This window comes from Pseudomonas nitroreducens, assembly GCF_014204515.1.
In the GTDB taxonomy this organism is placed as follows: Bacteria; Pseudomonadota; Gammaproteobacteria; order Pseudomonadales; family Pseudomonadaceae; genus Pseudomonas; species Pseudomonas nitritireducens_A.
This window is the reverse complement of record NZ_JACHLI010000051.1, coordinates 1-19413: the sequence shown is the minus strand read 5'-3', so window position 1 is coordinate 19413 and position 19413 is coordinate 1. Positions and strand designations below refer to the sequence as shown.

At 66.2% G+C, this 19413-nt stretch carries 19 protein-coding genes; 9 read left to right on the top strand and 10 right to left on the bottom strand.

The features are described from left to right. Positions 1 to 82 precede the first annotated feature (82 nt). From HNP46_RS33680 to HNP46_RS33665, 4 genes are all read left to right on the top strand, one after another. A complete protein-coding gene (locus HNP46_RS33680) occupies positions 83 to 451 on the top strand; it encodes a hypothetical protein (RefSeq protein ID WP_184597960.1) in 369 nt (122 codons plus the stop codon). Positions 452 to 563: 112 nt separating this feature from the next. After that, on the top strand, positions 564 to 1064 hold the full coding sequence (locus HNP46_RS33675; protein ID WP_184597957.1) for a winged helix-turn-helix transcriptional regulator: 501 nt from the start codon (positions 564 to 566) through the stop codon (positions 1062 to 1064). An 11-nt stretch (positions 1065 to 1075) separates the two neighbouring features. Then, positions 1076 to 2203 (top strand): HlyD family secretion protein, encoded by a 1128-nt coding sequence (locus HNP46_RS33670; protein ID WP_184597954.1) that lies wholly within the window; start codon positions 1076 to 1078, stop codon positions 2201 to 2203. Between the two features lie 101 nt (positions 2204 to 2304). Then, positions 2305 to 3792 (top strand): DHA2 family efflux MFS transporter permease subunit, encoded by a 1488-nt coding sequence (locus HNP46_RS33665; RefSeq protein WP_221455213.1) that lies wholly within the window; start codon positions 2305 to 2307, stop codon positions 3790 to 3792. Between the two features lie 19 nt (positions 3793 to 3811). Here the strand turns inward: HNP46_RS33665 and HNP46_RS33660 are convergent, their stop codons facing one another. Beyond that, entirely contained in the window at positions 3812 to 4717 is a 906-nt protein-coding gene (locus HNP46_RS33660) for a LysR substrate-binding domain-containing protein (RefSeq protein ID WP_184597951.1), read from the bottom strand. 343 nt (positions 4718 to 5060) lie between these two features. On the opposite strand from HNP46_RS33660, the gene HNP46_RS33655 reads away from it, so the two are divergent. From HNP46_RS33655 to HNP46_RS33645, 3 genes are read left to right on the top strand one after another with little or no spacing between them, the layout of a single operon-like run. Then, entirely contained in the window at positions 5061 to 5318 is a 258-nt protein-coding gene (locus tag HNP46_RS33655; protein ID WP_184597948.1) for a YjhX family toxin, read from the top strand. A gap of 52 nt (positions 5319 to 5370) precedes the next feature. Beyond that, positions 5371 to 5874, top strand: coding sequence for a GNAT family N-acetyltransferase (locus HNP46_RS33650; protein ID WP_184597945.1), 504 nt, complete (start codon positions 5371 to 5373; stop codon positions 5872 to 5874). Between the two features lie 56 nt (positions 5875 to 5930). Beyond that, positions 5931 to 6380 (top strand): GNAT family N-acetyltransferase, encoded by a 450-nt coding sequence (locus tag HNP46_RS33645; RefSeq protein WP_184597942.1) that lies wholly within the window; start codon positions 5931 to 5933, stop codon positions 6378 to 6380. Positions 6381 to 6532: 152 nt separating this feature from the next. On the opposite strand, the gene HNP46_RS33640 is transcribed toward HNP46_RS33645, so the two are convergent. Together HNP46_RS33640 and quiC are read right to left on the bottom strand one after the other, a co-directional pair. Beyond that, positions 6533 to 7198 (bottom strand): TetR family transcriptional regulator, encoded by a 666-nt coding sequence (locus tag HNP46_RS33640; protein WP_184597937.1) that lies wholly within the window; start codon positions 7196 to 7198, stop codon positions 6533 to 6535. 98 nt (positions 7199 to 7296) lie between these two features. Next, positions 7297 to 9207, bottom strand: coding sequence for a 3-dehydroshikimate dehydratase QuiC (gene quiC / locus HNP46_RS33635; RefSeq protein ID WP_184597936.1), 1911 nt, complete (start codon positions 9205 to 9207; stop codon positions 7297 to 7299). A gap of 533 nt (positions 9208 to 9740) precedes the next feature. On the opposite strand from quiC, the gene HNP46_RS33630 reads away from it, so the two are divergent. Beyond that, positions 9741 to 11075: an MFS transporter gene (locus HNP46_RS33630; RefSeq protein ID WP_184597935.1), complete on the top strand. Its 1335-nt coding sequence runs from the start codon at positions 9741 to 9743 to the stop codon at positions 11073 to 11075. Positions 11076 to 11123: 48 nt separating this feature from the next. Here the strand turns inward: HNP46_RS33630 and HNP46_RS33625 are convergent, their stop codons facing one another. From HNP46_RS33625 to HNP46_RS33600, 6 genes are all read right to left on the bottom strand, one after another. Beyond that, positions 11124 to 12515, bottom strand: coding sequence for a cytochrome c (locus HNP46_RS33625; protein ID WP_221455212.1), 1392 nt, complete (start codon positions 12513 to 12515; stop codon positions 11124 to 11126). 2 nt (positions 12516 to 12517) lie between these two features. Continuing rightward, positions 12518 to 14104 (bottom strand): GMC family oxidoreductase, encoded by a 1587-nt coding sequence (locus HNP46_RS33620; RefSeq protein WP_184597933.1) that lies wholly within the window; start codon positions 14102 to 14104, stop codon positions 12518 to 12520. A gap of 52 nt (positions 14105 to 14156) precedes the next feature. Next, a complete protein-coding gene (locus tag HNP46_RS33615) occupies positions 14157 to 14690 on the bottom strand; it encodes a sugar dehydrogenase complex small subunit (protein ID WP_184597932.1) in 534 nt (177 codons plus the stop codon). 227 nt (positions 14691 to 14917) lie between these two features. Beyond that, positions 14918 to 15331: a cupin domain-containing protein gene (locus tag HNP46_RS33610; RefSeq protein WP_184597931.1), complete on the bottom strand. Its 414-nt coding sequence runs from the start codon at positions 15329 to 15331 to the stop codon at positions 14918 to 14920. A 325-nt stretch (positions 15332 to 15656) separates the two neighbouring features. Beyond that, positions 15657 to 16538, bottom strand: coding sequence for a Dyp-type peroxidase (locus HNP46_RS33605; protein ID WP_184597929.1), 882 nt, complete (start codon positions 16536 to 16538; stop codon positions 15657 to 15659). A gap of 82 nt (positions 16539 to 16620) precedes the next feature. After that, positions 16621 to 17214, bottom strand: coding sequence for a DedA family protein (locus HNP46_RS33600; protein WP_184597926.1), 594 nt, complete (start codon positions 17212 to 17214; stop codon positions 16621 to 16623). A 381-nt stretch (positions 17215 to 17595) separates the two neighbouring features. Between HNP46_RS33600 and HNP46_RS33595 the strand changes: the two genes are divergently transcribed. Continuing rightward, entirely contained in the window at positions 17596 to 19050 is a 1455-nt protein-coding gene (locus HNP46_RS33595) for a sodium:solute symporter family protein (RefSeq protein ID WP_184597924.1), read from the top strand. Between the two features lie 128 nt (positions 19051 to 19178). On the opposite strand, the gene HNP46_RS33590 is transcribed toward HNP46_RS33595, so the two are convergent. After that, on the bottom strand, positions 19179 to 19413 hold a 235-nt coding region (locus HNP46_RS33590), incomplete at its 5' end, for a transposase (protein ID WP_184597921.1).

Here is a 19413-nt window from a genome sequence, read left to right as displayed (position 1 = left end):
GCCATCGGCAGAACGAGCGAAGAGATAACAATCCGCCGTTCCGCTCTCCAACCAGCCTTGTCGATAGTCGATATCGAAACGAATGATTCAGCATTTGCCGCCCACGCCATTAAGCTTGCGCCCCGATGAAGAACATGAGTCCCGGATGCCCGCTCCAGAGCGTCCGAAGGATTGCTCCACTTCATCATCCTTTGGTTTGGCCGCCTCCCCAGGCGGCCTTTTTTTTGCGCGCAGGAAAGTGCTGGAACAATCGTTCCAGACCACTTTCCGGATAATTACTCCAACCACTTCAAGACTCTTCTCGTTTGAATTATCGGCAACTTCCCCGGAACTTCGCCGTGCAACTTCTGCAGGATCGGGCAACCGGTTCGCCGGTCGAAAGTTCACCCGGAAAACCGTTCATCCCCTGCGCCTTTTCTACCCTGACGAGTCACTTGCGCAAAGCAAGTGACCGGATTAGATTACAACCATAATCTTTTCCAGCCGTCCCTTGCCTGTCGCCTTGCCAGGCCCGAAACAAGGCGGCCCTATTGAATGACGACCTTCATGCAAAGAGGTGCAGCATGCGCAGATCCAGCTTCGAACACCTGCCCTGCCCGGTCGCCCAGGCGCTGGACCTGATCGGCGACAGCTGGAACGTGCTGATCCTGCGCGAAGCCTTCTACGGCTCCACCCGCTTCGACCAGTTCCTCGCACGATTGGGCATCGCCAGCAACGTCCTCACCCGCCGCCTGCGCGCCCTGGTGGACAGCGACCTGCTGCAGCGCCGCCAGTACAGCGAGCATCCGCCGCGCTACGAGTACCTGCTCACCGAGCGCGGCCGCGACCTGCGCCCGGTGCTGCTGACCCTGCTGCAGTGGGGCAAGCGCCACGCCGGCATGGCCAATACCGCCGAGCTTGTCGACACCCGCAGCGGCCGCCCGGTGCGCCTGGCCCTGGTGGATGCCGACAGCGGCGAACCCATCGGTCCGCAGCACCAGATCCACCGCCGCGAGGGCGAGCGACTCGTCCCGGTCTTCCCGCAAGCCAATCCCCAGAACATCCCCAACGCCGATAACGCCTGAGCGAGGCCGCCATGAACCAGCCCGTCACCCTCCCCGCCACGCCAGCCGTCGACACGGCCAGACCGAAATCACGCAAGGCGCTCAAGCTGGCCATCGCCACCGCAGCCATCCTCGGCGCAGGCGCCTACGCCGGGCACTGGTGGCTCGACGGCCGCTTCCTGGAGAAGACTGACGATGCCTATGTCGGTGGCGACGTCACCGTCATCAGCCCGCGCGTGGCCGGCTACATCGCCGAGCTGAAGGTGAGCGACAACCAGCTGGTGCACGCTGGCGATCTCCTCGCCCGCATCGACGACCGCGACTACCGCGCCGCGCTGGCGAAAGCCGAGGGCGCGGTGCATGCCGAAGAAGCCGCGCTGGGCAATGTCGACGCCCAGGCGTCGCTGCAGGACGCGCTGATCCGCCAGAGCCAGGCGGAGATCGACGCAGCCAGCGCCGAGGAAGTGCGCACCCGCGACGACCAACGCCGTTACGCCACCCTGGTGCGCACCAATGCCGTGTCGGTGGAAGCTGCGCAACGCGCCGACGCCAGCTTCAAATCCGCCCGCGCCAACAGCGACAAGGCCCACGCCAGCCTGCTCGCTGCGCGTCGCCAGCTCGACGTGATCCACAGCCAGCGGCAGCAGGCCCAGGCTGCGCTGGAACAGGCCGACGCCGCCCGTGACCTGGCACGCCTGGACCTGAGCTACACCGAGCTCCGTGCTCCGGTGGATGGCTACATCGGCAACCGCCGCGCACGGGTCGGCAGCTACGTCGCCGCCGGCACCCAGCTGCTCGCCGTGGTGCCCGCCCAGGGCCTGTGGGTGGACGCCAACTTCAAGGAGGACCAACTGGCGCGCATGCAGCCCGGCCAGGCGGTGACCATCGAAGCCGACATCCTGCCCGGCAAGGTCTTCCACGGCCACCTCGACAGCCTGGCCCCGGCCACCGGCGCGCAGTTCAGCATCCTGCCGCCGGAGAACGCCACCGGCAACTTCACCAAGATCGTCCAGCGCGTGCCGGTGCGCGTGCACCTGGATGACGCGGACGGCCGCCTCGGCAACCTGCGCCCCGGCCTCTCGGTGCTGGTGGCAGTGGACACCCGCGCCCATGCCCGCGACGCCGCCGACCAGCGCGTCGCCCAGGGCACGCAGCCGTGAGCCTCGCCAGCAGCAAGATCTGGAGCCATCCGTTCTGGAGCAGCGCGACGGTACCGGTGGAAAGCCTTTCCACCGGCCGCAAGGTCATCTCCTTCGCCTGCATGTGCCTGGGCATGTTCATCGCCCTGCTGGACATCCAGATCGTCTCCGCCTCGCTGCGCGATATCGGCGGCGGGCTGTCGGCCGGGGCCGATGAGCTGGCCTGGGTGCAGACCAGCTACCTGATCGCCGAGATCATCGTCATCCCGCTGTCGGGCTGGCTGTCCAAGGTCCTGTCCACGCGCTGGCTGTTCGCCGCCTCGGCGCTCGGTTTCACCCTCACCAGCCTGCTCTGCGCCATGGCCTGGAACATCCAGAGCATGATCGCCTTCCGCGCGCTGCAGGGCTTTCTCGGCGGCTCGATGATCCCCATGGTGTTCACCACCGGCTTCCTCTATTTCGACGGCAAGCAGCGGATCATCGTCGCCGCCACCATCGGCGCCATCGCCTCCCTCGCGCCGACCCTCGGGCCGGTGGTCGGCGGCTGGATCACCGACATTTCCTCCTGGCCCTGGCTGTTCTACATCAACCTGGTGCCGGGGCTGTTCGTCGCCATCGTGGTGCCGATCATGGTGCGCATCGACAAGCCCGACCTGTCGCTGCTCAAGGGCGCCGACTACCCGGCGATCGCGTTGATGGCGCTGTTTCTCGGCTGCCTGGAATACACCCTGGAGGAAGGTCCGCGCTGGAACTGGTTCAGTGACGACACCATCCTCGCCACCGCGTGGATTTCCGGCCTCTGTGGCGTCGCCTTCATCTACCGCAGCCTGACCTCGGCGCAGCCCATCGTCGACCTGCGCGCACTGAAGGAACGCAACTTCGCCCTCGGCTGCCTGTTCAGCTTCGTCACCGGTATCGGCATCTTCGCCACCATCTACCTGACCCCGCTGTTCCTCGGCCGGGTACGCGGCTACGGCGCGCTGGACATCGGCCTGGCGATCTTCTCCACGGGCATCTTCCAGATCATGAGCATTCCGCTGTACGCGGCGCTGGCCAAACGCGTCGACCTGCGCTGGATCCTCCTGCTGGGGATGCTGATGTTCACCCTGTCGATGTACGAATTCGCCCCGCTCACGCACGACTGGGGCGCGGCGCAGCTGATGTTCCCGCAGGCCCTGCGCGGCATGGCGCAACAGTTCTGCGTGGCGCCCACCGTGACCCTGGCGCTGGGTTCGCTGCCGCCGGAGCGCCTCAAGCTGGCTTCCGGTCTGTTCAACCTGATGCGCAACCTCGGCGGCGCCATCGGTATCGCCGCCTGCGCCACGGTGCTCAACGACCGCGCCAACCTGCACTTCCTGCGCCTGGCCGAGCACCTGAACAGCGGCAACGAAGCGCTCAACCATTGGCTGGCGCCGTCCCTGGACCTCAACGGCGAACCCAGCCAGCAGGCCCTGAAACACCTGTGGGACCTGACCTGGCGCGAAGCGCAGACGCTGACCTTCGCCGACGCCTTCCTGCTGGTCGGCGCGTGCTTTGCGGTGACCCTGCTGCTGGTGCCGCTGATGAAGAAGATCGCCCCGCCCGCGCAGCCGAGCGCGGACAGTCACTGAGCATTCTGTTGCCGGGGCATCAGGCCATATCGCTCTCGCCGAACTCCTCGGCGAGGAAGTCGATCAGCGTGCGCACCGAAGGCAGCAGGCCGCGGCGCGACGGGAAGATCGCGTGGACGATGCCGCACTTGGGCCACCAGCCCGGCAGCATCTCCACCAGCGTGCCGGCGGCCAGGTCCTCGCGCACCGCCACGCGCGGCACGTGGGCGATGCCGACGCCGGCGAGCACGGCGTTGCGCAGGGCCAGCAGGTCGTCGGTGACCAGGCGCGGCTTGTGCGAGATCAGCAGGCGCTCGTTGTCCTGGTTGAACAGCTCCCACTGGTATTCACGCTGCATGCTGCCCCAGTGCAGGCTGGGCAGCTGGCCCAGCCCCATGGGCGAGCTGTCGGTGTCGAGGCGCTCCAGCAGGTCGGGGCTTCCCACCAGGCACTGGGTACTGTTGCCCAGCACCTTCATCACCATGTCGGTGTTCTCCAGCGGCGGGAAGCGCACCCGCAGGGCGATGTCGAAGCCCTCGTGGAGCAGGTCGACGCGGCGGTTGGTACTCTCGATGAACAGCTCCACCAACGGGTACTTGAGCAGGTAGCGGGTGAGCATCGGCCCGACCCAGGAGTTGAGCAGCGTCGTCGGGCAGGCCAGGCGCACCAGCCCGCGCGGCTCGGCGCGGTTGCGCTCGATCACCTCGGAGGCGCCTTCCGCCTCGATGCGCATGGCCACGCAACGCTGGTAGTACTCCTGGCCGATCTCGGTCAGCGAGCAATGTCGGCTGGTGCGGTGCAGCAGGCGCACGCCCAGGCGCTCCTCCAGCTGGGCGATGCGCCGGCTGAGCTTGGACTTGGGGATGTCCAGCGCACGGCCGGCAGCGGCGAAACCACCCTGCTCCACCACCTGGGTGAAGTAGTAGAGGGTGTTGAGGTCTTCCATGGATCGTTCTCCGCATGGAACGCTGGCAAGGCTGCGCAGCTTACCGCATCGATCGAGACGAAACGCGCAGGTTTACGCGCGCGGGCGTGGGGCATCGTATGAGGAAAGACGAGGCAACAACCTCCAGGTTGCTCCCCCGCTCTCCCGACACTTAAAATCACGCCGCCCACATCCGGGCATCCCTCTCATCCGTTGAGACAGGTTTCATGTTGGAGATAGCAGTAATCCGATAACCACCGACGCCTTGCCGACAAGGCGGGATGGTTATCGATGCGCACAAACACTGGCGGACACGACGTTGTGTCTGCGGTTTCTACGCACCTACTGCATACAGGTTTCCACCTTGAACATTTCCAGACCGGAACAACGGACCCTGCACGTCCTCGCCAAGGGCGGCCACATCTCCTTCCAGCGCGACGACTCCGGGCGCGTGGTCTTCGTCGAGTGCTATACCCGTGACGGGTACGTGCTGGCCGACTGCACCCTGGCTGTCTTCAGGAAGCTCAGGACCAAGCGCCTGATCATCTCCCATGGCGGTTCGCCCTATCGCATCAACGCCACGGGCCTGGGCGCCGTGCGCCCGCAACTGGACAACCGCTGACCGAGCCGGCCGGGTCGCTCGCGGCCCGGCCGCACACCAAAGGATTTGCCCCATGCATTACCACATCCGTCCTGAACGCCCCGCCGACGCGGGCATCATCCGCCAGGTGATCGAAGCCGCCTTCGCCGTGGCTGAGCACAGCGATGGCACAGAAGGTGCCATCGTCGACGCCTTGCGCGCCGCCGGGGCGCTCAGTGTTTCGCTGGTCGCCACGGTGGCTGACCAGGTGGTCGGCCATGTGGCCTTCTCGCCCATCACCCTGGATGGCGCGGACCTGGGCTGGTTCGGCCTGGGCCCCGTGTCCGTGCGACCCGACCTGCACGGCCAGGGCATCGGCGCTGCGCTGATCCGCGCGGGCCTGGCGCAGCTGAAGGCGCAAGGAGCCAGAGGCTGCGTCGTACTGGGTGACCCACGCTACTACCCGCGCTTCGGCTTTGCCGTGGACCCGGCGATCCAGTACGAGGGCGTGCCGCCGGAGTACTTCATGGCGCTGTCGCTGGATGGCTCCAGGGCCACCGGCATGGTTGCCTATCACACGGCCTTCTCCGCGTCCTGACGCGCTGATTGGCGGCACCCTCCGGCGTCGCCAGACTCTCACGATAAGGAATGCTCATGACCGTCGTCATTCGTCGCGCCACCGTAGCCGACATCGATACCCTCTTCGACATCCGCACCAGCGTGCGGCAGAACCACCTGAGCCGCGAGCAGATGAGCGAACTGGGCATCACGCCGCAGGTTCTGGCCGAGGTAATCCAGGCATCGCCCTGCGCCTGGATCGCCGAGTGGGATGGCAAGGCCGGCGGCTTTGCCATGGTCGACGGCGAAGCTGCGGAAGTCTTCGCGCTGTTCGTGCGGCCCGAACTCGAAGGACGCGGGCTGGGCGGACTGTTGCTGGCCGCGGCGGAAGAGTTCCTGTTCCGCGACCACCCCAGCATCTGGCTGGTCACCGATGGCGGCGAGGAAATCCGCGCCAACGCCTTCTACCTCCGCCGAGGCTGGCAGCTCGCCGGGCGGGTGGACGAGCGCGATGTGCGCTATGAGAAGGTACGGCCGGCTACCTGACTTCGTGTGGAGCTGGCCGTGTCATCACCGTCGCGTAGGAGCGGACTCTGTCCGCGATCGAATCACCATCGCATCGATCAACCAGGGAGCACGGCCAACCCATCGCGGACGCAGTCCGCTCCTACGCCGACCCCGGCACCGGTCGTGCCGGCTTACGGCTGCACGTAGCGCAGCACCGCCTCGATGATCATGTCCTTGTGCCGCACCTTGATCGTCGGGTCTTCCAGCTCGACCTGGAACAGCGAACCGACGGTATGGCGGTTGGACACGCGATAGAAGCAGAACCCGCTGATCAGCATGTGCACGTCGATGGCCTGCAGGCCATCGCGGAACTGGCCGCTGGCGGCGCCGCGCTGGAGGATGTCCTCGATGGTGCGCAGGATGTTGCTGTTCATCGAGCGGATCGCTTCGGAGCCCGAAGCGAACTGGCCGTAGTGGATGTTCTCGATGCAGACGATGCGCACGAAGTCGACGTTGCGGTCGTGGTGGTCGAAGGTGAAATCCACCAGTCGGCGCATCGCTTCCAGCGGCTCCAGCTCGGCCAGGTGCAGCGTCTGCTCGGTGCCGCGGATGTCGCCGTAGAGCTTCTCCAGCACCGCCTGGTAGAGCTGTTCCTTGCTGCCGAAGTAGTAGTAGATCATCCGCTTGGAGGTGTTCATGCGCTCGGCGATGGCATCCACCCGCGCGCCGGAAAGCCCCTGCTGGACGAACTCGACGATGGCCGCCTGGAGGATGTCCTCGCGGGTCTTCTCCGGGTTGTTCTTGCGGCCGCGGCGGGCGGCTTCGGCAGGGGCCGGCTGGGTGGTGCTGTCGGTCATGGCTTGGCATCGTCTGGCAGGCGCCAGGGGCGCCTGCTGGGTGGTAGAGATGCGCGGATTATGCGCGCCCCCACACCTTTCAGGCAAAGCGCAGCGGCTCAGACCTTAGGCCGGCGCGTGGTGCCGTTGCGCGCCTGGGCCATGGCCGCCAGGCGCACGGCGACGTTGGCCGCACCGTAGCCGGCGTAACCGCCGCGGCGCTGGATGATCTCGAAGAAGAAGCGCTCCTCGAACGGCTCGGTGTAGACGTGGAACAGCTCGCCGCCGTTGGCGTCGCGGTCGTAGAGCACGTTGAAGTAGGCCAGTTCGCTGAGGAACTCGTCGTCGAAATCGAAACGCGCGGCGAGGTCGTCGTAATAGTTGAGCGGGATTTCCAGCAACGGCACTCCGGCGTCCTTCGCTCGCGCCACCTCGGCGAAGATGTCCTCGCAGGAGAAGGCGATGTGGTGGACGCCGGAGCCACGATAACTGGACAGCGCATGGGAGATCGCGGTGTTGCGATTCTCCGAGATGTTCAGCGGCAACCGCACGCTGCCATTGGTGCTACGCAGGGCGCGGCTTTTCACCAGGCCGTAGGGGTCGGGCAGCACCACTTCATCGTCGGCCTCGAAGTCGAACAGGCCCTTGTAGAACAGCACCCAGCTGTCCAGCCCGTCCGCCGGCAGCGCCATGGCCACGTGGTCGATGCGTTGCAGCTGGCCGCTCGGCTTGGCGGCGGGATCGAGGAGGAAGTCCACGTCGTAGATGGTCTGGCCGGCCGCTCGCTCCTCGACCAGATAGATCAGACTGCCGTCCGGCGCACGCACCGCAGGAATCTCCCGCTCGTTGGGGCCGACCAGGCCACGATACGGCTGGCCCTTGTAGTCCTGCGCGCGCTCCAGCGCACTGGCGGCGTCGCGCACGCGCAATGCGGTGGCGCACAGCGACGGGCCATGGGCCTCGAAGAAGCTGTGGCCGAACGAATAGGGTTCGGCGTTGAGCACGATATTGATGTCGCCCTGGCGCAGCAGGCTCACCGCCTTGGAACGGTGCTCGCCGACGCGGGCGAAGCCCAGCCGCTGCAGCCAGTTGCCCAGGCGCGCGCCGAGGGCTTCGTCGACGGCGAATTCGAGGAACTCCACGCCCTCCAGCGGGCTGGCCGGCGGCGGGGCGAACAGGCAGTCGAGCTGTTCTTTCGGCGTGCCCTCACTGAGCAGCCGCTCGCGGGTCTTCTCTTCCAGGTACAGCAGTGAGCGCAGGCCATCGGCAGCGTTGGCACGCGGCGGCGCGGCGCGAAAGCCGTCGTTGAAGATTTCCAGCGATAGCGGGCCGCGATAGCCGCTTTGCAGGATCGGTGCGAGGAAGCCCGCCAGGTCGAACTCGCCCTGGCCGGGGAAGTTGCGGAAGTGCCGGCTCCACTCCAGTACGTCCATGGCCAGGATCGGCGCATCGGCCATCTGCACGAAGAAGATCTTCTCCCCCGGAATCTGCGCGATGCCGGCCGGATCACCCTTCAGCGACAGGGTGTGGAAGCTGTCGAGGATCACCCCCAGCGCCGGGTGATTGACCTCGCGCACCAGCTCCCAGACCTGCTGCCAGGTATTCACGTGGCGCCCCCAGGCCAGGGCTTCGTAGCCCACCCGCAGGCCACGGGCGCCGGCGCGCTCGGCGGCCAGGCCGAGGTCTTCGAGGAGGAATTCGCGCACGCCCAGCGAGTCGGCGGCGACGTTGCTACACATCAGCACCAGGTCGGTGCCCAGTTCCTGCATCAGGTCGAACTTGCGTTCCAGGCGGTCGAGGTTGCGCGGCAGGCGGTCGCGGCGGCAGCCCTCGAAGTCGCGGAACGGCTGGAACAGGGTGATCGCCAGCCCCAGGTCGGCGCAGGCCCGGCGTACATCGCGCGGGCTGCCACCGTAATAGAGGAGATCGTTCTCGAAGATTTCCACGCCGTCGAAACCGGCGGCGGCGATGGCTTCGAGCTTGTCCGGCAGGGTTCCGCTCAGGGAAACGGTGGCGATCGAACGTTGCATCTGCTGACTCCTGCCGGGCGTGGTGAGGGCTTGTTGGAATCGGTCTCCGGCTGAGCCTGATTATTCTGGCGGTCCGGCCCGGCAGCAATTTAAAGTGTACTAACTGGTTAGTTTTGTGTTCGATTACCGAACCAAAGGCCGTTTATCGAATTGACGCTCCCCCGGCCGCTGCTCAAGATTTAGCCACGTCGACGCAATCCGGCTGTCCGGGGACCTGCCTCAATCCTCGCCACACCGACAGCCGCTGCGAGATGGCCTGCGTGTCATCCATAACAATTTCAAGAACGGGTAAATGCTCATGTACCTCCTCCCTCCTCGCCTCGCCGCCGCCATTCCTTATCGTCCAACCGTCCTGGCCCGCCTGATGCCAGGGTTGTGCAGCCTGCTCGGGCGCCATCGCGCGCACTGATTTTCGCCAGCCACCGCACGTCTCTCCTGCAACCTTCGCCGATCGGCGGTGGCGCGCGGGACGCCTGCGGCACGACAATAATTCCCGAGGCTGCGCGTCAGCCCGATAACGGATGGCCCCGCTCATGATCCATACGCAATCCGCTCCCCTCGCTGCGGTCACCCCGCACGGCTCCTCATTCTTCGGCAAGGTGCGTGGCGCCATGGCCGTCGGCAAGGTGCGCTGGGGCATGCTCGCCCTGGTGTTCTTCGCCACCACCCTGAACTACATCGACCGCGCCGCCCTGGGCGTGATGCAACCGGTGCTCGCCGAGAAGATGGCCTGGACGGCCATGGACTACGCCAACATCAACTTCTGGTTCCAGGTCGGCTACGCCATCGGCTTCGTCCTGCAGGGCCGGTTGATCGACCGCATCGGCGTGAAGCGCGCGTTCTTCTTCGCCGTGCTGCTGTGGAGCTTCGCCACCGGCGCCCACGGCCTGGCGACTTCAGCAGCCGGATTCATGGTCTGCCGCTTCATCCTCGGCCTGACCGAGGCTGCCAACTACCCGGCCTGCGTGAAGACCACGCGGCTGTGGTTCCCCGCCGGCGAGCGGGCCATGGCCACCGGCATCTTCAATGCCGGCACCAACGTCGGCGCCATGGTCACTCCCGCGCTGCTGCCGCTGATCCTCGCCGCCTGGGGCTGGCAGGCGGCGTTCCTGTGCATGAGCGCGCTGGGCTTCGTCTGGGTGGTGCTGTGGAGCCTGAAGTACTTCAACCCCGAGGAACACCCGACGGTGAAGCAGAGCGAGCTGGACTACATCCAGGAAGCCGCCGAGCCGCCGGCCGAGCACGTGCCCTTCTCCGCCGTGCTGCGCATGCGCGGCACCTGGGCCTTCGCCCTGGCCTATTCGCTGACCGCGCCGGTGTTCTGGTTCTACCTCTACTGGCTGCCGCCCTTCCTCAACCAGCAGTACGGCCTGGGCATCAGCGTGACCCAGATGGGTATCCCGCTGATGCTGATCTGGCTGACCGCGGACTTCGGCAGCATCGGCGGCGGCATCCTCTCGTCCTGGCTGATCGGCCGCGGCATGAACGCCATCCACGCACGCCTGCTGTCGATGTTCATCTGCGCCTGCGCCATCATCGGCGTGATCTTCGCCGCCAAGGCCAGCGGCCTGTGGATCGCCGTGGCTGCCATCGCCCTGGGCGTGGGCGCGCACCAGGCCTGGACGGCGAACATCTGGAGCCTGGTGATGGACTACACGCCCAAGCACCTGATGAGCACGGTGTTCGGCTTCGGCGGCATGTTCGCCGCCATCGGCGGGATGTTCATGACCCAGATCGTCGGCTACATCCTCACCGTCACCCACAACAACTACGCGATCCTCTTCACCATCATCCCGACCATGTACTTCCTGGCCCTGGCCTGGATGTTCTTCATGGCCCCACGCCAGGTGCCCGGCGCGAAGTCTTGAGCCCACGGCCAGTCCCCGCAAAATGCGGGGGCTGGCGGGAGCTCAGGATCAGCGCCGACGCAGCAGCCAGCGACCAGCGGCCGCCCCCGCCAGCAAGACGCCCAGCAACAGCAACAGCAGCGCATAGGGCAAGGCGCGCAGCAGCAGCGACGGTGCACCACCGGCACGCAGCTCGCCCACCTGCGCAGCACTGACCTGCAGCGCCGGATTGCCGAAGCGCTGCAGCACATAGTTGCTCAGCGCCGCCACCTGACCGTCGTCCAGCTGGTCGGCAAATGCCGGCATGGCCACCTGGTAGTCGTTGGTGTGACGCTGCACGCCACGCAGGATCGCCATCACCAGGCTGCCGGCATGCACGTCGCCCGTGGCGCCGTTGTGGCTCAGCGAGGGATAGAACTGGTCCGCCGTGCCGGCACCGTCGATCTGGTGACAACTGGCGCAAGCCGCGTTGTACAAGCGACTGCCGTCGAGCACGTCGCTGTCGGCCAGGGAGGCCGGCTGCCGGTCCAGCAGGGGCTCCAGGCCGGTGGGCGGCAACTGGCTGCCGGCGAAGGCCGAGCGCTGCACCGACTGCTGCGGATCATGGATCGGCGGCACGCTGCGCAGGTAGGCGGCCATGGCCTGCAGGTCGGCTTCGTCGAAGTGGCGCAGGCTTTCGCTGACGGCCTCCGCCATGCCGCCGCCGGCCTGTCCCCTGCCCTGCAGATGCCCCGTGCGCAGGTATTGCACCAGCTCATCCGCACTCCAGTCGCCGATGCCGCTGACCCGGTCGGAGGTGATGTTCGGCGCGTACCAGCCTGCCACTTCGGCGCCGCCCAGGTAGCTGTCGGGTATCTCCGCCATCAGCAGGTTGCGCGGCGTATGACAGCTGCCGCAATGGCCCAGGGTATCGACCAGGTAGCGCCCGTGGGCGAGTTGGCCGCCACGCGTGTCCGTGGTTTCGCGCGAGCCCAGGAACAGGGCGTTCCACAAGCCCATCAGCGGCCGCCAGGAGAAGGGAAAAGGCAGGCGCGACGCTGCGGCCGCCTGTTCCACAGGCAACACTGCGTTGCGGAAGTAGGCATACAGCGCATGGACGTCCGCGTCGCTGAGGCCGCGGTAGGCGGTATAGGGCATTGCCGGATAGAGGTTGGCGCCATCGGCCCGCTTGCCCTGGCGCAGCGCTGCGGCGAACTGCGCTTCGCTGTAGCTGCCGATACCGTAGCGCAGCGCCGGGGTAATGTTGCTGGCCACCACCGGGCCCAGCGGGGTAGCGATCTCGTAGCCGCCGGCGTAGGGCTGGCCGCCGGGACGGCTGTGGCAGGCCTGGCAGTCGGCGAGCAGCGCCAGGTAGCGACCGCGTTCAAGCAGGGCGCCGTCGATGGCAGGCGTTTGCGGCGCGGCGACGGCGCCGGTGGCCAGCAACACCTGCAGCGCCAGAAGCAGGACGAGGGTTTTCATGCTCATACCTCGCGGCCGATGGTGTCGGCGATGCGCAGGCTCAGGGCAACACCGGTGAGGGTCGGGTTGATCACCCCCGCCGCGGGGATGACCCCGGTGGTGGCCAGGAACAGGTTGGGATGGTCCCAGCAGCGGGACTCGCCGTTGACCACCGAATCCTTCGGATCGCTCCCCATGATCACCGAGCCCATCAGGTGGTCGCGGTTCTGCCAGCCCGTGTCGTCGACCACCACTTCGCCACCCAGGCGCTGCACGAACACCCGGTAGTCGGCCAGCGCGACTTCCCGCGCCGCCTTCACGTAGTCGTCCACGTCGTAGTTCACCCGCAGCGTCGGGATGCCCAGGGCGTCCTTGCGCTGGGGGTGGCAACTCACGCGGTTGCCGGGGTGCGGGAGCATCTCGAACACCGTGGAGATATCCACCCAGCGCGCCGCATCGTGGCGGATGCGCCGATCCAGTTGCGGTGCGACCACACCGGCCTGGAGCAGCCGCAGGGTGACCGCCTCGGTGGGCACCTTGTTGCTGGGCGTGTGCTTGATCGCCGCGTGGTGCCGGCGGAAATCGCCGTCGCGCCAGTTGAAGATGCCACCCTGCTGGATCGGCCCGCGGCCGGGCCAGAGGGGCTCGTCGGCAAGGAACTGCAGGCCGATGCCGGTATGGTCCATCAGGTTGCGGCCGACCTGGCCGGAGGAATTGGCGACCTCGGAGAGCAGCAGCAGCTTGGGCGTTTCCAGGCCATGGGCGGCAATCACGAAATAGCGCGCGGTCAGGCGCACGTCGTCGCCGCGCGAACTGCGGTAGTGCACGGCGACGATACGCCGGTCCGGGCCCTTCTCCAGGCGGTAGGCCGTAGCATCGGTGAGCAGTCGCGCACCGGCCTCCTCGGCGTGGCGGGCGTGGACCTCGCCGCAGTAAAGGGCTCCGATCGGGCAGACCGGCATGCAGTTGTTGTTGCCGCTGCACGCCGGCCGCCCGTCCCACGGCTGGTGGGTGCGCGCATTGGGTTCGTGGATGAAGTGGTAGTCCGGGCCGACACGCTCCCTCAGGCGCTGGAAATAGTAGGTGTCGGCCTCCGGCGGTACCGGATAGGGTCGGGAACGCGGCGGAAAGGCCGCGCCGCCCTGCCCGCTCTGGTCATCGGTGTCGCTGCCGGCCACCCCCAGGGCGTACTCCGCGCGCACGTACCAGGGCTCCAGTTCGTCATAGTCGATGGGCCAGTCGCGCCCCACGCCGTAGACCGAGCGCAGTTTCATGTCGTTGGGCAGGTAGCGCCAGGTCGCACCGCCCCAGTGCCAGGTGGTGCCGCCGACCAGCTTGAGCATCCCCGGCAGCAGCGCGAATGACCCGGTGTTGTCGAGGTAGCCGGGGGCGAACGAGGTCATCGCCCAGGGCTGGCTGGGATAGGGATCGTTGTAGTTGTTCTTGCGCGGCGAGGTGCGGAAGTTCTCGACGATCTTCCAGCGCGGGATGCGCTCGCCCGCTTCGAGGATGATGACCGATCGGCCCTGGCGCGCCAGTTCGCAGGCAGCATTGCTGCCCAGCGCGCCCGAGCCGACGACGATGACGTCGGCGTCGTATTCGCTAGCCATGGAGGTGTCCTGCCGGATGCAGTGAGGCGGGCGTCGCCCGCGGGAGGATGGATCAGTCGCTGGCGGGGCTGGCCGGCGGCCGATCCCAGTAATCGGTGCGGTCACGGGCGAAGGTCGGGATCACCGTGGCGTCGAGGGTCGGCGTGTACATGAGGGCGTAGCGGAAGGCGATGAAGCGCGCGCCATCTTCGCTGGAGTAGCTGCTGGGAGTGCCGGTGTAACCCAGGTACCAGGCCGACAGAATGGCCATGGCGGTGGCTTTCACGGCTGGCTCGTGGCGGGCGCAGAAGTCGGCGAAATGCGTCATGTCGTCGAAGCCGTCGGCGTCCACCGCCTCGGCGAGCTGCGCCAGGCGCTGAGGGAAGCGGGAATCGGCAGCGCTCAACGCGTCGCCGATGCGTACCGCCTGCAGGCCATCCAGACGCGGCCGGCCGGTCAGTAGCAGCGACAGGCGCATCAGACGGCTGTCGGCATCCTCGTCGGCAAGGGCGCTGCGCTGCACGGCGTAGAACGCCAGGCCAAGCCCGAGGGTGCCGGTAGCACACAGCAGACGGCGGCGGGTGATCGAAGCATTCAGGCTGTTCATGATGCGCGGAACCTCTGGATCGGATCGTGTAGCGCAGGTGGATTGGACCTGCCTGGAAACTCTCGACCAGATTCGCGACAAAGAGAAACCCCAATTCGAGAAAGGTCTTTCTCCATCCTCGCAACAGTTGTAAGGCCCGTCCTACAAAGCTTTGCGCGGTTTTCTGAAGCCCGGCTCCTCAACGAAAAACCCCGCCGTAGCGGGGTCCTGTTCAGTGCCTTTCGCGGTCATTGCTTGATCGGTGTCAGCACCGGCGCCTGCTCGTCCAGCAGCATCCACACCAGCAGCTTGGCCGGCTTCTGGTTGCTGGCGTTGCGCGACACCAGGTGCGGGGTGTTCGGCGCTTCGTACCAGGACTGGCCGGCCTGGTAGGTCACCGGCTTCTGCCCTTCCAGCTGGGAGACCACCGCGCCTTCGAGCACGTAGGCGAACACCGAACCGCTGTGCACGTGGGCGCCGGAGGACTGGCCCGGCGCATAGCTCACAGTGATCATCAGGCCCTTCTTGCCTGCTGCGTCGGGCAGCTTGTGCTCCTGCTGGACGTCGATCTTTTCCTGGGTGGCGTCGTGGGCGAAGAGCGGCAGGCTGACGGCCAGGCCGAGGCCGGTGAGGAGCAGTTTCAGGGAGGTGGATGCGAGCATGGCGATGACCTCAGGCAGTGGGGAGAGGGCTCCACGCTACGCTCGGTCGGATTCAGGACCAACAGCCAATTCGGCAGAAGATGGGGGAGCCATTGCACGCCCGTGCGACGCGGTTTGCCATCAACCGTGAAGATCACGTTGAACCGCAGGCGCAGATCGCACCCACGCAGTTCTGGTCACGATTTCGCGGACAAGGTCCGCTCCTGCAGGCGACATCAGACGTGCTCTTCGTAGGAGCGGATCTTATCCGCGAAATGGCCGCGCAGCGGCCACAAAAAAGCCCTCCACGACGGCGGGGCTTTCGTGGCACAGCGGCGCGAACAGATCAGCCCAGCAGCGCACTCAGGTCGAGCAAGCCGTCCTTGCGCGGCGGGCACCAGTAGTAGCCGCCGGTCAGCGGCCGGCTGAAGCGGTACAGCGCGTCGGTGATGCCGTCTTCCAGGCCGCTCATGCGGCGCAGTTGCACTTCGAAGGCATCGAGGGTGCAGCCAAAGGCGAGGAACATCAGCCCGGCGTCCTGGCCCTGGGTCCAGGGCATCGAACGACGCACGATGAAGGCTTCCGGCTCGAAGCTCTCCTGGGCGGTGCGCTTGACGTGGGCGGATTCCGGCGCGTCGTCCAGTTCCTCGTTGTCGCTCAGACGGCGGCCCATGATGTCGTCGCGCTCGTGCTGCGGCAGCGCGGCGAAGTCCTGCAGCTGGTGACGCCACTGCTGGATCGCGGCGAAGCTGCCACCGGCAAGCCCGGCTTCGCCCTCGACGATGGCGGCGGCGATGGCGTCCTCGTCCTGCGGGTTCTCGGTGCCGTCCTCGTAGCCGGTCAGGTCGTGGCCGCTGCCGTGGCGGAAGGCTTCGGTCAGGCTGCTCAGTTCCAGCGCCGGCGCCAGCAGCGCCTGGACTTGCTGGGTGCGCAGGAGCAGCTCGCCGCGCTCCTCGCCGCGCAGCCAGACCCACAGCGCATGCGGGGTGGACGGGTTGTCGACGCCTACGCCGGAGATCGCCGGAAACTCCCGCAGCCCCTCGATGCGGCGGCCCAGCGCGCGCACCAGCGACTCGCCGAAGCCGATCACCGCGCGCTCGCCATCGACCACCTGGAGCAGGCGATCCAGCGCGGCGGGCAGGTCCTGCAGCGACTTCAGGTCGAAGAACAGGTGACGGGCGTGGGCGGGAACCGGGGTGGCGAGAATGCCGGGCTGATACAGGCTCATGACTGCGTCCTTGAACGAAAGAGCGGCGATTCTAATCATCTCGCGGACGAATCCAAACCGCTCTGCATCAAGCTTCCGCCAATCAGTGCCCGGACGCCGACGCCGCACTCTTGCGCCGCTGCCGGTGGCGGCGCCACAGCGCCCATCCGCCTACCACCACCAGTACGGCGAGGAAGATCGGCAGGCGGTACGGCCGCAGGTTGCCCAGCCAGCGCTCCAGCGCCTCCCCGGCCCAGTAGCCGGCGGTGGCGAACAACAGGGCCCAGCAGAAGGCACCCAGCAGGTTGATCAGCAGAAAGCGCAGCGGCCCGACCCGGCTGGCGCCGATCAGCAGCGGTCCGGCCAGGCGCATGCCGTAGAGGAAGCGCACGGAGAAGATCGCCAGCAGCGGATGGCGCTCGATCAGCCCGGTGACCCGCTCGATGGCCAGACCGCGCCGTTGCAGCCAGGGCACCGCGCGATCGCCGGCGCGACGGCCGGTCCAGTAGAGCAACTGGTCGCCCAGGGTCCCGGCGACGGTCGCCCAGAACACCACCGGCACGTAGGCGAGCAGCCCCTGGTGGGCGGCGAGTCCGGCGAGGATCAGGATCGTCTCGCCCTCCAGCAGGCAGCCCAGGAACAGGACCGGATAGCCGTAGCTGGCCAGCAGTGGCGCGAGATCGAAGTGCTCGAACATGAAAATCCTTGAAGAGAGCCGTGCCCACAGCCTAGCGGCTTGAACGATGTTCTGCTTATCGAACATAGGCTGTAAAAAATAAACGACTAACCAGTCAGTCAGAATCGTTAGCAACCAACCAAATCAATCGCTTGCCGACACCACTCGTCCATCAATGTAATTTTTTTCGCTCATGGTCGATTCAAGTGTTTGACATATTTGACGGATTTGGCAGACTGCGGCCCGTTGTCGCAACTGGTTACGTTTTTCCGGCTTCTCCTGCCTGGTGCACCGGATGACCTCGGCCGCGCAACCCAACAAAAACAACTTTGTCAGTCGTGGCCCACCTGCCCGAGCTTCGTCTCGGCAGCACGGTTCCCGGCGAGCCAACGGAACGAACAAATGCTGATCTGGTTTGTAGCGGTGTATCTGGTGATCACCGTAGCTGTCGGTTTCTACGCCACCACCCGCGTGCACAACTCCTCCGACTATGCCGCCGCTGGCCGGAGCATGTCCTTCCCCCTCGTCGTGACCATGGTGTTCGCCACCTGGTTCGGCTCCGAGGCCGTCCTTGGCATCCCCGCCACCTTCCTGGAAGAAGGTTTCTCCGGGATCATCGAAGACCCGTTCGGCTCCTTCGGCTGCCTGATGCTGGTGGGTGTCGTCTTCGCCCGCCCGCTGTACCGCCTGAACCTGCTGACCATCGGTGACTTCTTCCGCAAGCGCTTCGGCCAGCACGTGGAAATCTTCACCAGCCTGGTGATCATCATTTCCTACATGGGCTGGGTCGCCGCGCAGATCACCGCGCTGGGCGTGGTGTTCAGCGTGCTCTCCGACGGCGGCATCACCACCACCCAGGGCATGATCATCGGCACCATCATCGTCCTGCTGCACACCCTGTTCGGTGGCATGTGGTCGGTGGCGCTGACTGACTTCCTGCAGATGATCATCATCGTCTGCGGCCTGTTCTACCTGGTCTGGCTGATCGGCGACATGGCCGGCGGCCCGGTCAACGTGATCAGCCATGCCGCCAGCGAAGGCAAGTTCACCTTCCTGCACGGCACCTCGGCCAAGGACATCGTCGCCTTCCTCGGCGCTGCGGTGACCATGATGTTCGGCTCCATTCCGCAGCAGGACGTGTATGCCCGCGTGATGTCGGCCAAGACCGAGACGATCGCCAAGCGCGCCACCATGACCGGTGCCTGCTGCTACCTGGTCTTCTGCATGCTGCCGATCTTCCTGATCTACGCCGCGCAGATGATCGAGCCGGAGATGGTCCAGCACTGGCTGACCGAAGACTCCCAGCAGATCCTGCCGCGCCTGATCCTGGAGCGCACCCCGCTGTTCGCCCAGATCATGTTCTTCGGCGCCCTGCTCTCCGCCATCATGTCCTCCGCCTCCGGTGCCCTGCTGGCCCCGTCGGTGACCCTGACCGAGAACATCGTCAAGCACTTCCTGCCCAACATGAGCGACCGCCAGGCCCTGCTGGCCATGCGTTGCAGCGTGCTGGCGATGACCGTCGCCACCTGCCTGTTCGCCCTGCTGTCCAACGCCAGCATCTACGAGATGGTCGGCAACGCCTACAAGGTGACCCTGGTCGCCGCCGTGGTGCCGCTGTTCTTCGGTCTGTTCTGGAAGCGCGCCACCACCCAGGGCGCCCTGACCGCCATCGCCTTCGGCCTGATCGGCTGGGTGTCGCTGGAGCTGGGCCACCAGGAAGGCGACTTCTGGCCGCCGCAACTGGTGGGCCTGATCTGCAGCGCCATCGGCATGATCGTCGGTTCGCTGGCTCCGCAGTTCAGCCAGCACCGTGGTGAGAGCGTGTCGGACATGGCGGCCGCTGCTGCGGCCAACTGATCGGCTGATCGGTCAAGAAGAAGCCCCGCCTGGTGCGGGGCTTTTTTGTGCCTGCAGGGTTTCCACCGGTAGGATCGGCGCCACAGGTCAGCTCCTTTGTTTCCGTATTTCGTAGGAGCAACTGTCTTTTACCCATTCTCCGTTCGCCACTGTGTGCCATCCCTGACCATTGCGTTAAGCCTCACGATCAGCACGCGCATGCAGGCGACCAGGGCAACCTTGGGGCTACGGCCTGAATTGCGCAGCCCCTGGTAACGTTTGGAGAAGACGTCCTGGCAACGGATGACCGACCAGGCGGCCATGTACAGAATGCGTCGAATCATGGCGCGCCCGCCGCGGATATGGCGTTGGCCGGTTTTCTGA

What these genes read in the sequence shown, in the direction of transcription:
- HNP46_RS33595 (WP_184597924.1), top strand. Translation starts at nt 17,596, where the DNA reads ATGCTGATCTGGTTTGTAGCGGTGTATCTGGTGATCACCGTAGCTGTC.
- quiC (WP_184597936.1), bottom strand. Translation starts at nt 9,207, where the DNA reads ATGCAACGTTCGATCGCCACCGTTTCCCTGAGCGGAACCCTGCCGGAC.
- HNP46_RS33630 (WP_184597935.1), top strand. Translation starts at nt 9,741, where the DNA reads ATGATCCATACGCAATCCGCTCCCCTCGCTGCGGTCACCCCGCACGGC.
- HNP46_RS33610 (WP_184597931.1), bottom strand. Translation starts at nt 15,331, where the DNA reads ATGCTCGCATCCACCTCCCTGAAACTGCTCCTCACCGGCCTCGGCCTG.
- HNP46_RS33620 (WP_184597933.1), bottom strand. Translation starts at nt 14,104, where the DNA reads ATGGCTAGCGAATACGACGCCGACGTCATCGTCGTCGGCTCGGGCGCG.
- HNP46_RS33600 (WP_184597926.1), bottom strand. Translation starts at nt 17,214, where the DNA reads ATGTTCGAGCACTTCGATCTCGCGCCACTGCTGGCCAGCTACGGCTAT.
- HNP46_RS33665 (WP_221455213.1), top strand. Translation starts at nt 2,305, where the DNA reads ATGTGCCTGGGCATGTTCATCGCCCTGCTGGACATCCAGATCGTCTCC.
- HNP46_RS33670 (WP_184597954.1), top strand. Translation starts at nt 1,076, where the DNA reads ATGAACCAGCCCGTCACCCTCCCCGCCACGCCAGCCGTCGACACGGCC.
- HNP46_RS33645 (WP_184597942.1), top strand. Translation starts at nt 5,931, where the DNA reads ATGACCGTCGTCATTCGTCGCGCCACCGTAGCCGACATCGATACCCTC.
- HNP46_RS33660 (WP_184597951.1), bottom strand. Translation starts at nt 4,717, where the DNA reads ATGGAAGACCTCAACACCCTCTACTACTTCACCCAGGTGGTGGAGCAG.
- HNP46_RS33675 (WP_184597957.1), top strand. Translation starts at nt 564, where the DNA reads ATGCGCAGATCCAGCTTCGAACACCTGCCCTGCCCGGTCGCCCAGGCG.
- HNP46_RS33605 (WP_184597929.1), bottom strand. Translation starts at nt 16,538, where the DNA reads ATGAGCCTGTATCAGCCCGGCATTCTCGCCACCCCGGTTCCCGCCCAC.
- HNP46_RS33680 (WP_184597960.1), top strand. Translation starts at nt 83, where the DNA reads ATGATTCAGCATTTGCCGCCCACGCCATTAAGCTTGCGCCCCGATGAA.
- HNP46_RS33650 (WP_184597945.1), top strand. Translation starts at nt 5,371, where the DNA reads ATGCATTACCACATCCGTCCTGAACGCCCCGCCGACGCGGGCATCATC.
- HNP46_RS33625 (WP_221455212.1), bottom strand. Translation starts at nt 12,515, where the DNA reads ATGAAAACCCTCGTCCTGCTTCTGGCGCTGCAGGTGTTGCTGGCCACC.
- HNP46_RS33640 (WP_184597937.1), bottom strand. Translation starts at nt 7,198, where the DNA reads ATGACCGACAGCACCACCCAGCCGGCCCCTGCCGAAGCCGCCCGCCGC.
- HNP46_RS33615 (WP_184597932.1), bottom strand. Translation starts at nt 14,690, where the DNA reads ATGAACAGCCTGAATGCTTCGATCACCCGCCGCCGTCTGCTGTGTGCT.